This is a genomic window from Pigmentiphaga litoralis (genome assembly GCF_048632615.1).
In the GTDB taxonomy this organism is placed as follows: domain Bacteria; phylum Pseudomonadota; class Gammaproteobacteria; order Burkholderiales; family Burkholderiaceae_B; genus Pigmentiphaga; species Pigmentiphaga litoralis_B.
This window is the reverse complement of sequence record NZ_CP184479.1, coordinates 2,857,135-2,870,184: the sequence shown is the minus strand read 5'-3', so window position 1 is coordinate 2,870,184 and position 13,050 is coordinate 2,857,135. Positions and strand designations below refer to the sequence as shown.

Annotated in this window: 11 protein-coding genes and 1 pseudogene; 9 read left to right on the top strand and 3 right to left on the bottom strand. The window is 63.6% G+C overall.

The annotated features are described in order from the left end of the window. Window positions 1–56 precede the first annotated feature (56 nt). Window positions 57–1,241 carry an ABC transporter substrate-binding protein gene (locus ACNANG_RS12860; RefSeq protein ID WP_420223275.1) on the top strand — a complete coding sequence of 395 codons (1,185 nt, stop codon included), beginning with the start codon at window positions 57–59 and terminating at the stop codon, window positions 1,239–1,241. A gap of 96 nt (window positions 1,242–1,337) precedes the next feature. Here ACNANG_RS12860 and ACNANG_RS12855 read toward each other — a convergent pair whose 3' ends face one another. After that, a complete protein-coding gene (locus tag ACNANG_RS12855) occupies window positions 1,338–2,330 on the bottom strand; it encodes an AraC family transcriptional regulator (RefSeq protein ID WP_420223274.1) in 993 nt (330 codons plus the stop codon). 285 nt (window positions 2,331–2,615) lie between these two features. Between ACNANG_RS12855 and ACNANG_RS12850 the strand changes: the two genes are divergently transcribed. Genes ACNANG_RS12850 through ACNANG_RS12830 form a run of 5 tightly spaced genes read left to right on the top strand, consistent with a single transcriptional unit; the run spans window position 2,616 to window position 7,163 of the window. Continuing rightward, window positions 2,616–3,851: a dienelactone hydrolase family protein gene (locus tag ACNANG_RS12850; RefSeq protein WP_420223273.1), complete on the top strand. Its 1,236-nt coding sequence runs from the start codon at window positions 2,616–2,618 to the stop codon at window positions 3,849–3,851. Window positions 3,852–3,909: 58 nt separating this feature from the next. After that, window positions 3,910–5,181, top strand: coding sequence for an aromatic ring-hydroxylating dioxygenase subunit alpha (locus ACNANG_RS12845; RefSeq protein WP_420223272.1), 1,272 nt, complete (start codon window positions 3,910–3,912; stop codon window positions 5,179–5,181). Then, on the top strand, window positions 5,178–5,708 hold the full coding sequence (locus ACNANG_RS12840) for an aromatic-ring-hydroxylating dioxygenase subunit beta (protein ID WP_420223271.1): 531 nt from the start codon (window positions 5,178–5,180) through the stop codon (window positions 5,706–5,708). The genes ACNANG_RS12845 and ACNANG_RS12840 overlap by 4 nt, the downstream gene beginning before the upstream one ends. Then, on the top strand, window positions 5,708–6,358 hold the full coding sequence (locus ACNANG_RS12835; RefSeq protein WP_420223270.1) for a cysteine hydrolase: 651 nt from the start codon (window positions 5,708–5,710) through the stop codon (window positions 6,356–6,358). Before ACNANG_RS12840 ends, ACNANG_RS12835 begins: the two co-directional genes overlap by 1 nt. After that, window positions 6,345–7,163, top strand: coding sequence for an SDR family oxidoreductase (locus ACNANG_RS12830; protein WP_420223269.1), 819 nt, complete (start codon window positions 6,345–6,347; stop codon window positions 7,161–7,163). The genes ACNANG_RS12835 and ACNANG_RS12830 overlap by 14 nt, the downstream gene beginning before the upstream one ends. Here ACNANG_RS12830 and ACNANG_RS12825 read toward each other — a convergent pair. Then, window positions 7,100–8,041 carry a DMT family transporter gene (locus tag ACNANG_RS12825; RefSeq protein WP_420223268.1) on the bottom strand — a complete coding sequence of 314 codons (942 nt, stop codon included), beginning with the start codon at window positions 8,039–8,041 and terminating at the stop codon, window positions 7,100–7,102. The genes ACNANG_RS12830 and ACNANG_RS12825 overlap by 64 nt on opposite strands. 85 nt (window positions 8,042–8,126) lie before the next feature. Then, complete coding sequence (locus ACNANG_RS12820; protein WP_420223267.1) at window positions 8,127–8,738, bottom strand: TetR/AcrR family transcriptional regulator; 612 nt, start codon at window positions 8,736–8,738, stop codon at window positions 8,127–8,129. Window positions 8,739–8,924: 186 nt separating this feature from the next. On the opposite strand from ACNANG_RS12820, the pseudogene prpE reads away from it, so the two are divergent. The 3 genes and pseudogenes from prpE (at window position 8,925) to ACNANG_RS12805 (ending at window position 13,003) form a co-directional block, all read left to right on the top strand. Continuing rightward, a pseudogene (gene prpE / locus ACNANG_RS12815) lies at window positions 8,925–10,819 on the top strand (propionate--CoA ligase). A gap of 418 nt (window positions 10,820–11,237) precedes the next feature. After that, window positions 11,238–12,203: a Bug family tripartite tricarboxylate transporter substrate binding protein gene (locus tag ACNANG_RS12810; protein ID WP_420223266.1), complete on the top strand. Its 966-nt coding sequence runs from the start codon at window positions 11,238–11,240 to the stop codon at window positions 12,201–12,203. A gap of 50 nt (window positions 12,204–12,253) precedes the next feature. Continuing rightward, window positions 12,254–13,003: an SDR family NAD(P)-dependent oxidoreductase gene (locus ACNANG_RS12805; RefSeq protein ID WP_420223265.1), complete on the top strand. Its 750-nt coding sequence runs from the start codon at window positions 12,254–12,256 to the stop codon at window positions 13,001–13,003. Window positions 13,004–13,050 lie beyond the last annotated feature (47 nt).

Here is a 13,050-nt window from a genome sequence, read left to right as displayed (position 1 = left end):
AATCGATCCATTCCTGCGCGCACGCGCAGCCACTGCTCGACCTCCTGGAGATATCCATGCGCCTGCATTCCGCTGCACGCTGTCTTGCCCTTGCCTGTCTGGCCCTGTCGCCCTTGCATGCCGCTGTCGCCCAGACCATCAAGGTCGGCATGGCCATGGACATTTCCGGACCGTTCAGCGCGAACGGTACCGACTCGCGCACGGGATATGCGCTGGCCATCAAGCAGTTGAACGGCAAGCTGGGCGGGTTTCCGGTGGAATACGTCCAGACCGACACGGCCGGCAATCCGGACAATGCGCGCCAGCAGGTCGAGCGCATGTTGCAGCGGGACGATATCGATCTGTTCACGGGACCGGTCGCGTCGAACGTCGCCCTGGCGGTGGGGCCGCTGCTGTTCGGCAAGAAGGTGCCTTACCTGTCGCACAACACGGGGCCAAGCGCGTTGTCGGGCAAGGGCTGCAACGCCTACTTCTTTGGCACGGCCTATCAGAACGATGCCTACCACGAGGCAGCGGGCCGCTTTGCGACGCAGAAGGCGTTCAAGAAGGTCGTGCTGATTGCGCCCAACTACCCGGGTGGCAAGGATGCCGTGAACGGGTTCAAGCACTTCTACGAGAAAGGCGCGACCAGCGAGATCTATACCAAGGTGGGACAGATCGACTACGCGGCGGAGTTGGCGCAATTGCGGTCGGACAAGCCGGACGCGGTGTATTTCTTCCTGCCGGGCGCGATGGGAATCGGCTTCATCAAGCAGTTCGTGGCGGCGGGGCTGGATAAATCGATCACGCTCATTTCCACCGGCTTTTCGGCGGACGAAGACATCGTGCAGGCGGTGGGCAAGCCGATGCTGGGCATCTACAACACGTCGCACTGGGCGCATGACCTGGACGTGCCGGCGAACAAGGCGTTCGTGGCGGCCTACCGCAAGGAGTATGGCCGCTATCCATCAGGCTACGCCGCGCAGGCCTATGACGTGATCATGGCGATGAATGCCGCGGTCAGGCAGATCGGCGGCAAGGTGGACGATCGCGAAGCATTGCTGGCAGCGCTGCGCAAGGCGGACTTTGAATCGGTGCGCGGCAAGTTTGTTTACGGCAACAACCAGTTCCCGATCGAGAACTTCTACCTGCGCGTGGTGGATACGGATGCCGATGGCCAGGTCACGAACAAGCTGGTCAGCACCATCCTGAAGGACTATCAGGATTCGTATGCGGATCAGTGTCCGCTCAAGGCAAGCTGATAGCAGAAGGGGCCGCGTATCCGGCGACCCCTCGTCCGCACTGTCCGGCACGAAGCGGAAGATCGAACCCCGTTCGCTTTTCCGCCGCCGCCCTGTCTAGCGACGCAGCGTTTCGTGCGGCCGCTCGCCAAAGCGCGCCTTGTACATCAATGAAAACCGGCCCAGGTGGTTGAAGCCCCAGTGGTAGGCGATGTCGGTGACCGACTCGCCTGCACCGGCCACCAGGTCTTTGTGCGCGCCTTCCAGCCGCAGGTCCCGCAATGCCGACATGGGACTGGTCTGGCGAAAACGCTGGAAGCTCTGGCACAGGGTGCGGACTTTGACGCCCGCATGATCGGCGATGTCGGAAAGCGAAATCGGATCCGACACGTGTTCGGCCATGTAGTCTTCCGCACGCTTGACGCAGCGCGGCGCCACGCCACGCGCATCCGCGGCATGATCGGCGTGATGCGAATAATTGTGCGGCTGGTGCGTCAGCAGGTGCGCCACCACCATTTCTTCCATGTGCGCGTGCGCCAGCGGGCTGAGCCGCTGCGTCGTTTCCAGCGCCAGCGTGTTCAGCAGGTATTCCATCAGGTGCCGCCAGTTCTGGCCGGCAGGCGTGCGCAGGTCCATGTCGAACCGGAACTCGATCGGGTCCCGCACCGTGGCGCCCAGGTACGCCGTACAGGCCTGTTCAAGCTTGCGGCGCGGGATCTTCAGCAACAGCTGCCGGCAGTCGCGTTCCCAGCGGATACGGAAGCGCGCTGTCGGGGCAATGACGCCGGCGATGTCGCGCGAGACGAGCGTTTCGCCTTGCGAATGGAAAACGCGCCCCCCACCCGACTGAGGCATCTGGACCAGCAGGAAGTCGTCAAGACTGCCTGGATCGATCGTGACGGATGCGCCGTACTCCAGCTGATGCAAGCCCAGGGATCCAATGGACGCGTGATGCATGACGGCGCTGAAACCGCCGCTGCACAGGTCCAGCCGGTGGTCCGTCAATTGGCCCGCCACATAGCGGTGCATTTCCTGGGCGTCTTTGGAGCGGAACGCCGCACTGTGGTTGAGCGTTCCGAGATCCATGTGCGAAGCGTTGAAGCTGGCCACGGTGGGCTCCCTGGGAAGAGTGGGCGGTCGTGCCTGGGGCACTCGAATACGTAGCGGTGACCTGTGTGAAGCAAGCATGTTGCGTGCCATTGCAGCGTGCAGCGGCCTGACCGCATGGGCACGACGAAGGCGCCGGACTGCGCTCGCCGATATCCGCCATTAGCGGACAAGCGCTGCCATTCTCGGAGAGCCGGGGCAGGAGGCGATACCTAGAATCAACCCTAAGCGTTTACCTATACGCCGTATCCCCAGGTGCCGCCCCCGCGCCGCCTTACAGGAGTTGCCATGACAGGCCGTTACATCGATTTATCGGATGATTCGGGCGCGACCTTCCGCGCCTACCTAGCCGTGCCGGCATCGGGCACCGGACCGGGCGTCGTGCTCTGCCAGGAAATTTTCGGGATCAACGAGAGCATGCGCGAGGTGGCTGACTACTACGCCGAAGAAGGCTATGTGGTGCTCGCGCCGGACCTGTTCTGGCGGATCGAACCGGGCATCGAACTGGGCTATGACGAGGCGAGCTGGCAGCGTGCGTTCGACCTGTACAAGGCGTTCGACATCGATCTGGGCATGAAGGACATTGCCACCACCGTAGCCGCCTTGCGCCAGTTGCCCGAGTGCACCGGCAAGGTCGGGGCGCTGGGCTTCTGTCTGGGCGGCACGCTGTCCTATCTGGCGGCGACACGTTGCGGCGTGGACGCGGCCATTTCCTACTACGGCGTGGGCATCGATGCCTACCTGGCCGAAGCCGGCGCCATTTCCTGCCCGACCGTGCTGCATGTGGCGGGCAAGGATGCCTTCTGTCCGCCCGATGCCCAGGAACGCATCCGCGCCGCATTTGCCGATTCTGACCTGGTACGTGTGTACGACTATGCCGAGGTGGATCATGCTTTTGCGCGCAATGGCGGCGATCATTACGACAAGGCGTCGGCCTTGATGGCGCACCAGCGGTCGATCGAACTGCTGCGCGAAGCGATCGGCCCGCGCTACAACCTGTCTGCCTTGTGGGACAAACATACCGAGTATGAATTCGCGGTCCGTGATGCCGACAAGACGATGGCGACGATGGTGGCCGAGCCCTATGTGAACCACATCCCGACCATGACGGGCGGCGTGGGGCACGAACAGCTGCACTACTTCTACCAGCACCATTTCATTCCGCGCACGCCGAAGGACACGCGGCTGATTCCGATTTCGCGCACCATCGGCCTGACGCAGATCGTGGACGAGATGGTGTTCTGCTTCACGCACGACACGGAAGTGGACTGGATGCTGCCGGGTGTGCCGCCCACGGGCAAGACAGTCGAAATCCCGTTGGTTGCCATCGTCAAATTTCGGGGCGACAAGCTCTACCACGAGCACATCTACTGGGACCAGGCATCGGTGCTGGCGCAGGTGGGCCTGATCGATCCGGCCGGGCTGCCCGTGGCCGGCGCGGAGACGGCGCGCAAGCTGCTGGATGAAACGCAGCCGTCCAACACGCTGATGACGGCGTGGGGCAAGCGGGAGGCACAGGCATGACGCACGCGGCTTCCCCCTGCAGCACGCCGATCTGGACGCCCTGGTCCGGCCCGACAAGGTGCACCGCAAGGTGTATGTCGACCCCGACATCTTCGCGCTGGAGATGGAACGCATCTATGGCCAGATCTGGATCTACATCGGTCACGACAGCCAGGTGCCCTACACCGGCGACTACGTGGCCAGCCAGATCGCCGGCCACCAGATCGTGATGGTGCGCGGCGCGGACGACAGTGTGAATGTGGTCTACAACCGCTGCCCGCACAAGGGCGCAATGCTGGTGCCAGAAGGCACGGGCAACACCCGCAGACTGTTCCGTTGCCCCTACCACGGGTGGACCTTCCATCTGGACGGCACGATGATGACGGCGCCGTTGAAGAACGGGTATGAAGGCACCTGTTTCGACCCGGCCAACCCCGAATTCCACATGACCCGGCTGGCGCGGGTGGAACGCTACCGCGGCTTCGTGTTCGCCAGCATGGCAGCCGAAGGCCCTACGCTGCAGGAATTCCTGGGCGGGGCGATCACGTCGATCGACAACCTGTGCGACCGATCGCCGGTCGGCGAAGTGGAAGTGGCCGGCGGCGTGTTCCGCGTCATGCAGCAGTCGAACTGGAAAGTGTTCTACGAGAATCTGCATGACACCATGCACCCGATGGTGACGCATGAGTCCTCGGTCGTGGCGGCGAGGCAGCAATACCGCGCGCTACCCGAAGGGTCGCCCATGCCGCTGGAGTTGCTGGTGATGGACGGCAATGGCGAGCCCTATCCGTTCTGGGAAAGCCTTGAGCTGCGCGGCTTTGACAATGGCCACGGCTACATGGAAGCCATCTTCAACCCCAATGCGGGGAACGACCCGGCGATGCAGGAATACAAGGCGGCGATGCATGCGGCCTATGGTGAAGCGCGCACGGCCGAGATCCTGGGCATGAACCGCCACAACACCGTGATCTACGGCAGCGGATCGCCCCACACCGTGTTCCAGCAGTTTCGTGTGATCCGCCCGGTGGCGGTCGACCGCACCCTGATAGAGATCTACACCTTCCGCCTGAAGGGCGCGCCGCCCGCCGTGTTCGAACGGGCGCTGCTGTACGCGAACGTAATCAACTCGCCGTCTTCCAACGTGATGCCCGACGACATCGAGGTCTACAACCGCGTGCAGCTGGGCAACCAGAACACCGTGGGCGGCGAATGGGTCAGCATGCACCGCTATCACGGCACGGACCGCAAGCTGGAAGACGGGTCGGTGTCGATCAACGGCACCAGTGAATTGCCCATGCGCAACCAGTTCGCCGCATGGCGGCGCTACATGCTTGCCGGAGACCCCGCATGAAATTCCCTCTTGCTTCGTATGAGTCGCTGACGGCGGCGGAGTTGTCCCGCGATGAGGCAACGGCGATCGAGCATTACCTGTATCGCGAAGCCCGTCTGCTGGACGAGGACCGGTGGGACGACTGGCTGGCGCTGTTTTCGGATGACGGCATGTATTGGGCGCCGCTGGTTGCCGGCCAGGCCGATCCGCTCAACCACGTGTCCTTGTTCTGGGAAAACGCCCTGTTGCGTGAAGTGCGCGTCAAGCGCATCACCAACCCGCGCAACTGGTCGCAGCAGCCGCGGTCGAGGTGTGCGCGGGTGGTGGGCAATGTGATGGTGGATGGCCGGGATCCCGATACGGGCGACTTGGTGGTGACCTCTCGTTTCCAGTTTGCCGAATGGCGCAAAGGAGGTGAGCACCGGTCGCTGGCGGGATCCTGCCGGCACCATCTGATTCAGGACGGTGACACCTTGCGCATTCGGCTGAAACGGGTGGACCTGATCAACAGCGAGGCGGTCCACGACCTGCTGCAGGTGTTCATCTGATGGCCGCGCCCGTGTCCTCCGCGCCGGAAGCCCCGCCATCCCGCACCGTCGTTCTGGCGGTGCACTACCAGAACGACGTGCTGCATCGCGACGGCAAGGTGCGGGTGGGCCTGAGCGCCGACATGGACGAAGAACGTGCCCGCGTGGTTGAACGGGCCAGCGCGTTGCTGACCGGTGCACGCGCGCGCGGCATTGCGGTGGTGTCCGCGCGTGCCGCCTACCGGGAAGACGGCGCGGACGTGATCCAGAACTGCGCCATCTTCCGCAACGTCGTGACCAGTGGCGTGCTGCGTGACGGCACGTGGGGCTGCGCGTTTCATGACGGGCTTGGTCCGGTCGAAGGCGAGTTCGTGGTGAAGCACACGCGCGTCAACGCCTTCTACGGATCGCCTTTGGAAGAAGTGCTGCGTTTGCTGGGCGCGACGCGGCTGATCATTGCCGGGATCTCCACCCATTCGGCGGTGGAGCATGCCGCGCGCCATGCCGCCGACATCGGCTTTGACGTGATCGTGGCCGAAGACGCGTGTTGCTCCGCCACGCGCCAGACGCATGACGCATCGCTGGCCAGCATGTCCCTGATTGCCACCATCATGACCACCGCAGAGGCGGTGTCCGTGCTTGCCGAGGAGTCCGCCCATGCCCGCCATTGATTCCCTGCACGACAAGGTCGCCATCGTGACGGGATCCACCAGCGGCATTGGCGCCGACATTGCCCGCGCGCTGCGCGAGGCGGGTTGCCGGGTGGTGCTGGCCGGCATCGATGACGCGGCGGGTGCTGCGCTAGCCGCGACGTTCGATGACGGTGTCATCTATCAGCACACTGACGTCACGGTGGATGCCGACATCGACGCCTGCCTGGCGGCGACGCAGGCAGCGTATGGCCGCCTGGACATCCTGGTGAACAACGCCTGCATCTACGCCGACAAGGGCATCGCGTCGACGCGCGAAGAATGGTTGAACACGCTCAATGTGAATCTGGTCAGCGGTGCCGTGTTCGTGCAGAAAGCCGTCCCTTTCATGACGCAGCCTGGCGCTGTCATCATCAACCTGGGCAGCACCGGCGGCAAGTTCGGGGCCGCGCAACGGGCGCTGTACCCGGCCAGCAAGGCCGGCATTCTGCAACTGACGCGCAACGAGGCCGTGACGCTGGCGCCGCAGGGCATCCGTGTGCTGTCGGTTTCGCCAGGCTGGACCTGGTCTCCCACCCTGGCTACCTTGGCCGGCACGATGGAACATGCCGATTCGGTAGCTGCGCCATTTCATCCGGTAGGCCGTGCGGGGCGCGGTGACGATGTGGGTCAGGTGGTCGCGTTTCTGTGCAGTGACGGTGCGCGGTTCATGACGGGTGTGGACGTGCCGGTGGATGGTGGATTCTCGGCGCTGGGGCCGGATCAGGGGTTGTCACCGCGGCATTGGTTTGGGTCGGCAGCAAAGGCGGGACGTGGCGGGGAATAGTCCGGCGTTGACTTTGCCCCCACCGCAACGCTTGCCCGCGCCGGACGCTGCGTCATCGCTACCCCCACGATGCACGCCAGCATGCCGACAACCAGCGTCGCCGTCAGCGCCTCGTCCAGGAACAGCACGCCCGATGCCACGGCAAACACCGTCTGCAACAAGGCATACGGCGCGACCCGCGCAATCGAACACCGTGCGATCAGCCAGAACCAGATGCCGAACCCGGCGATGCCGCCGAGCGCAATCGTATAAAGCAGGGCCATCCAGCCCGAGACCGTTGCCGTGTGCAACGATGCCAGTTGCCCGCCTTCGAACAGCACCGACATCAGCAGCACCTGCGGCACGGTCAACACCGACATCCAGCCCAGCAACTTCATGGGCTCGAACGGGCCCGACCGCTTCACAAGGATGCTGCCGATGGCCAGGGACAAGGCCGAGCCGGTGATCAGCAGCACGGGCAGGATAGCGACCGGACCCGGCCCCGCCGCGGTCAGCATCACGCCCACGAAGGCAATGGTGATGCCGGTGCTGACCCGCCAGGACAGCTTTTCGCCCAGCATGGGCCAGGCCAGCAGCACGGCAAAGGGCGTCGTCAATTGCATGGCGACGCCGGCCACGCTGGCCGCGCCATGCGCCAGGCCGATGAACGCAAACGAGAAGTTCAGCCCGCCCATGAACAGCGAGATCCACAGGACCGGCTTCAGTTCCTGCTTTCGCGGCAGGCCGACAAAGGGCAGCAGGACTGCCGCAATCACCGTGAACCGCAGGGCCAGCAGGAACAGCGGCGGAAAGTCCGCCACCGCGATCTTGATGACGACAAACTGGCATCCCCACAGCAGGGGCACGAAGATGGCGCAAACAACCTGCAAGGGGGACATGGAAAATCCTTTATTAAGGACTGAAAGGTACAAAAATGGGCGACGGAAGTTTTGTGAATCGCGTCGCAGCCCGGCAAGCAGCAACCTACTTGATCAGCCGCCCTAGCAGCGCGTCCACGCTTGCCTGCCAGACCTTGCCATCCACACCCGTCTTGGCGATCACTCGCAGCCCTTCGACCATCGCCAGCACCACGCGCGCGGCGTCTTTCGGACCGATGCCATCGGCCAGGGTGCCGGCCTTCTGCGCCCTTCCAAAGGTATCGGCCAGCCGCCCTTCGACCGACTGGAAAAACCCGCGGATACGTTTTTCGACTTCCGCATCCTTGCCCGCCAACTCCATTGCGGTGGCCACGACCAGGCAGCCCTTGCGCCCCTTCGCCCCACTGTTCCGCTGGACATAGCCGGACAGGAACAGCCGCAGCGCGTCCCAGGGATCGCGTTGCGCATCCAATTCCTGGGCAATGCGTGCGATGGCGTCGGCAATGTAACGGTCCAGCGCCAGCAGAAACAGCCCGTGCTTGTCGCCAAACGCGGCATACAGGCTGCTGCGCGACAGGCCCGTTGCCTGCAGCAGATCAGGCAGCGACGTGCCCTGATAACCGTTGGACCAGAAGATGTCCATGGCGCCCTGCACGACCCGATCGGGGTCGAATTCGCGGGGACGGCCTTTGGGTAGCGGTGCATAGGCGGCGTTCATATGTGCATTCTGGATTGATCGTTCCTGAAATGCAAGCGCGGCATTGGAGTTTCGCCGTGCAGGTCGTCCGTCAGGTCCTGCCTGATGGCCAGCCGCCCGCCTCCGCCGCCAACGGGTAAACCGGGATTCCCCCGCCCGCCCCGCCGGCAGACACTAGCGGGCTGAGCATCGTGCAGGGAGACCGCCGTGGCCGGTTATGTTGCGCTTCATCAGCAATCCATCAACGATCCGGAAGGCTTCTGGGGCGACCGGGCCACCCGCATCGACTGGCACACGCCGCCCGGCCGCATCCTGGACGCCGACCGGCTGCCCTTCACCCAGTGGTTCGTGGGCGGCCGCACCAACCTGTGCCACAACGCGATCGACCGGCATCTGCCCGAGCGGGCCGGCGACACGGCACTGATCTATGTGTCGACCGAAACCGGCATCGAGACCCGTTACACGTTTGCCGAACTGCATGCCGAAGTCAACCGCTTTGCCGCGATTATGCAATCCCTGGGCGTCACCCAGCGGCATCGGGTGCTGATCTACCTGCCCATGATCCCCGAAGCGGCATTTGCGATGCTGGCCTGCGCCCGCATCGGCGCGATCCACTCGGTCGTGTTCGGCGGGTTTGCGTCGGTGGCGCTGGCATCGCGGATCGACGACGCGACGCCGACCCTGATCATCTCGGCCGACGCCGGGTCCCGCGCGGGCAAGATCCTGCCCTACAAGCCGCTGCTGGACGAAGCCATTGCGCTGTGCCGCCAGCCGCCAAAGCACGTCCTGCTGATCGACCGCGGCCTGGCCGACATGGCGCGCACCCCCGGCCGCGACGTCGACTACGCGCCGCTGCGCGCCGAACACCTGGATGCGAACGTGCCCTGCGTGTGGCTCGATTCGAACTTCCCGTCGTACATCCTGTACACGTCAGGCACGACCGGCAAACCCAAAGGCATCGTGCGCGACGTGGGTGGCTATGCCGTGGCGCTGACCACGGCCATGGACCTGATCTTTCAGGGCCGGCCGGGCGATGTCATGTTCACCGCGTCCGACATCGGCTGGGTGGTCGGCCACAGCTTCATCGTGTACGGCCCGCTGCTCCAGGGCGTCACCACGCTGATGTATGAAGGCACGCCGATCCGGCCCGACGGCGCGATCTGGTGGCGGCTGGTCGAGCAGTACGGCGTCACCCAACTCTTCACCGCTCCCACGGCCATCCGCGTACTGAAGAAACAGGATCCCGAGACACTGCGGCGGCACGACCTGTCCAGCCTGCGCACCCTGTTCCTGGCCGGCGAACCGCTGGACGAGCCCACCGCCACCTGGATCGCCGACGCCATTGGCAAACCCGTGGTCGACAACTACTGGCAGACCGAAAGCGGCTGGCCCATGCTCGCCATCGCGCGTGGCATTGAAGACCTGCCCATCAAGTTCGGATCGCCCGGCCTGCCCGTGGTGGGCTACGACCTGCGCGTGGTCGACGAGGCCACCGGCGAAACCTGCCCCCCGGTGTCAAAGGCGTCGTGGCCGTGGCGGCGCCGCTGCCCCCTGGCTGCATGATCAGCATCTGGCATGACGACGCGCGCTACGTGTCGACCTACTGGTCCGGCTTCGAAGGCAAGATGCTGTATTCCAGTTTCGACTGGGGCGTGCAGGACCAAGACGGCTACGTCTTCATCCTGGGCCGCACCGACGACGTCATCAACGTGGCCGGCCACCGCCTGGGCACGCGCGAGATCGAAGAAAGCCTGTCGAGCCACCCGGCCATTGCCGAGGTGGCCGTAGTAGGCGTGGCCGATACCTTGAAGGGCCAGGTCGCCCTGGCCTTCGCCATCGTTCGCCATGCCGACGCGATTGCCAGCACCGACGCACGCTATGCATTGGAAGGCGAACTGATGCGCACGGTGGAACACCAGCTGGGCGCCCTCGCCCGGCCCAGCCGCGTGATCTTCGTGCCGGTGCTGCCCAAGACGCGATCCGGCAAGCTGCTGCGCCGCGCGATCCAGGCCGTGGCCGAAGGCCGCGACCCGGGCGACCTGACGACGATTGAGGACACGACGGCGCTCGATCAATTGAAGGATGCGATGCAGATGTCGTGACCGTCTGCACAATGACACACCCTTCAATGTAGACATTTTTATCTCCAACGGACGAACGTAGTCAGGCATTCGTCCGGGCAGCTTCCGTATTCCGGCATGGGACCGCGCGTGTCAAACGCCGGCCGCTACGCTGCGGCCTCCAGGCAATCTACCTACCCAACCCCCACTATTCGCCGACAGCAATTGTTGCGTCTGCTCGGCTGCCCTGCATTCGAGCGCTTTCGGGCTGACCCTAAAGTGCATACACCTTTTCAAAAAAGCGTTGACTTGATGTTCAACGTATCTATACTTATCCAAAAAATGTATTCATTTTTGCACTGCCGGGGGAGACATGCCTCGGATGCCTCTCATCTTCGACAACGATGACGGCCGCCTTTTCTTTTGCGGGCTGATGCCCCGACTATCAAGGAGCAGTGAGATGGGACGCCTTTTGAAGCTATGGCTGATTTCGTTGGGGATGCTCTGTTCCGTCGGGGTGCAAGCCGCTGACTTTCCGACGCGCGGTCTGCGATTCGTTGTGCCCTTCTCGCCCGGCACGGGCATGGATCGAATTGCAAGACTCGTTGGAGAGGACCTGACCGCCAAATGGGGGCAGCCCGTCGTTGTCGAGAATAGGTTGGGTGCTGCGGGACACATCGGTGCACAGACCGTCGCGCAATCGGCTGCCGATGGTTACACGGTGCTAGTCACTGCCAGCAATATTTCGATCACTGCGACGCTGTTGCGATCGCCGAATTTCGACGCAATGAACGATCTTGCTCCCTTGCTGATTGCCGGCTACGGCGACTCCACGCTGGTCGTATCGTCCAAAGCCAAATTCAATAGCCTGGCTGACGTGCTGCAATATGCCCGCGCCAATCCTGGCAAGCTGACGTTCGCAACACCTGGCACGGGTTCGCCGATGCACATCCAGATGGCGTTGTTCGAGCAGGTCGCCGGCGTCAAGTTCCTGCATATTCCCTACAAGGGGACGGCGCCTGCCGTCACGGACCTGATCGGCGGTCAGGTCGACATGATGTTTGTCGCAACCCACACCGTCATGCCCTATGTGACCGCCGGGCAACTGAAAGCGATCGCCGTCGCCGCACCCAAGCGCAATCCGCTGACCCCGAACATTCCGTCCTTTGCCGATGAGGGCGTGAACGATATTTCGACCGAAGCCTGGTACGGGTTCATGATTCCCGCGAAGACGCCGCCCGATGTCGCCAGGAAACTGTACGAGGGCATTGCCGCCGCACTCGACAAGCCCGCCATCAAAAGCGATCTGCAGAAGTTCGGGCTGAACGTGAAGCCGTCGACGCCTGACGAGATGCGCCAGATCGTCCGGGCCGAATACGAACGCTACGCAGCGGTCATCAAGCAGAACAACATCGCCGCAGAGTGACGTGGCGCCCGTCACGGCGCCGTCGCCGCGATCATCTCTAGGAGTCGACATTGACACACCAAGGTACCAATGAATTTGCCGGCGCTGCCGTGATCGTCGTTGGAGGTCATCTGGGCTCCGGTCCCGCCGTCGTGTCTGCATTCGTGGCGCAGGACGCCAAAGTGGCGGTTGGCGTACTGACGCATGGATCGTCAGCAAGCCTGGCAGGCAAGGATCCGCTGCCTGGCAGCTGCACGATCGCAGGCGATCTGACCAACGGGGACGCCATCGCCAGGTTCCTTGACGACTGCGAGGCCCAGATTGGGCCAGCAACCGTGCTGGTCATGATTGCGCCCCCCGTCAGAACCGCGCCGGTCCTGGACATTCCCGAAGCCGAGTTTCGTCGCGTCATTGACGCCGAACTGCTCGGTCCCATGTTGTGTCTTCGCGAAGCCGGCCGCCGGATGGCTGGGCGAGGCTACGGCAGGCTCATCTCGTTTTCCTCGATGTCCGGCAAGACCGGCGTACATCCTCACGTCGCGCCGTATGCCGCGGCCAAGGGCGGCCTCATTACGTTTTCGCGCAGCCTTGCCGCCGAATTGGCCCCCACTGGCGTCACCGTCAATGTGATTGCCACGGCACTGTTCGACGTCCAGGTTGCTGCGATGACGGATACGTCCCAGATCCTGAAGGGCATTCCGGTTGGCCGCGTGGGCAAGTCGCGCGAGGCCGCCCATGCTGCCATGTTCCTTGCGTCCCAGGATGCCGGTTACGTCACGGGCGAAACCCTGAATCTGTCGGGCGGTCGCTTCATGGATTGATTCCGGCCAAGCCGCGCGTTGCCTGCTTCCCTATGCTTGAGAGTGCT

Coding starts and splice junctions, on each gene's coding strand:
- ACNANG_RS12810 (WP_420223266.1), top strand. CDS start 11,238: ATGGGACGCCTTTTGAAGCTATGGCTGATTTCGTTGGGGATGCTCTGT.
- ACNANG_RS12860 (WP_420223275.1), top strand. CDS start 57: ATGCGCCTGCATTCCGCTGCACGCTGTCTTGCCCTTGCCTGTCTGGCC.
- ACNANG_RS12835 (WP_420223270.1), top strand. CDS start 5,708: ATGGCCGCGCCCGTGTCCTCCGCGCCGGAAGCCCCGCCATCCCGCACC.
- ACNANG_RS12840 (WP_420223271.1), top strand. CDS start 5,178: ATGAAATTCCCTCTTGCTTCGTATGAGTCGCTGACGGCGGCGGAGTTG.
- ACNANG_RS12820 (WP_420223267.1), bottom strand. CDS start 8,738: ATGAACGCCGCCTATGCACCGCTACCCAAAGGCCGTCCCCGCGAATTC.
- ACNANG_RS12850 (WP_420223273.1), top strand. CDS start 2,616: ATGACAGGCCGTTACATCGATTTATCGGATGATTCGGGCGCGACCTTC.
- ACNANG_RS12825 (WP_420223268.1), bottom strand. CDS start 8,041: ATGTCCCCCTTGCAGGTTGTTTGCGCCATCTTCGTGCCCCTGCTGTGG.
- ACNANG_RS12830 (WP_420223269.1), top strand. CDS start 6,345: ATGCCCGCCATTGATTCCCTGCACGACAAGGTCGCCATCGTGACGGGA.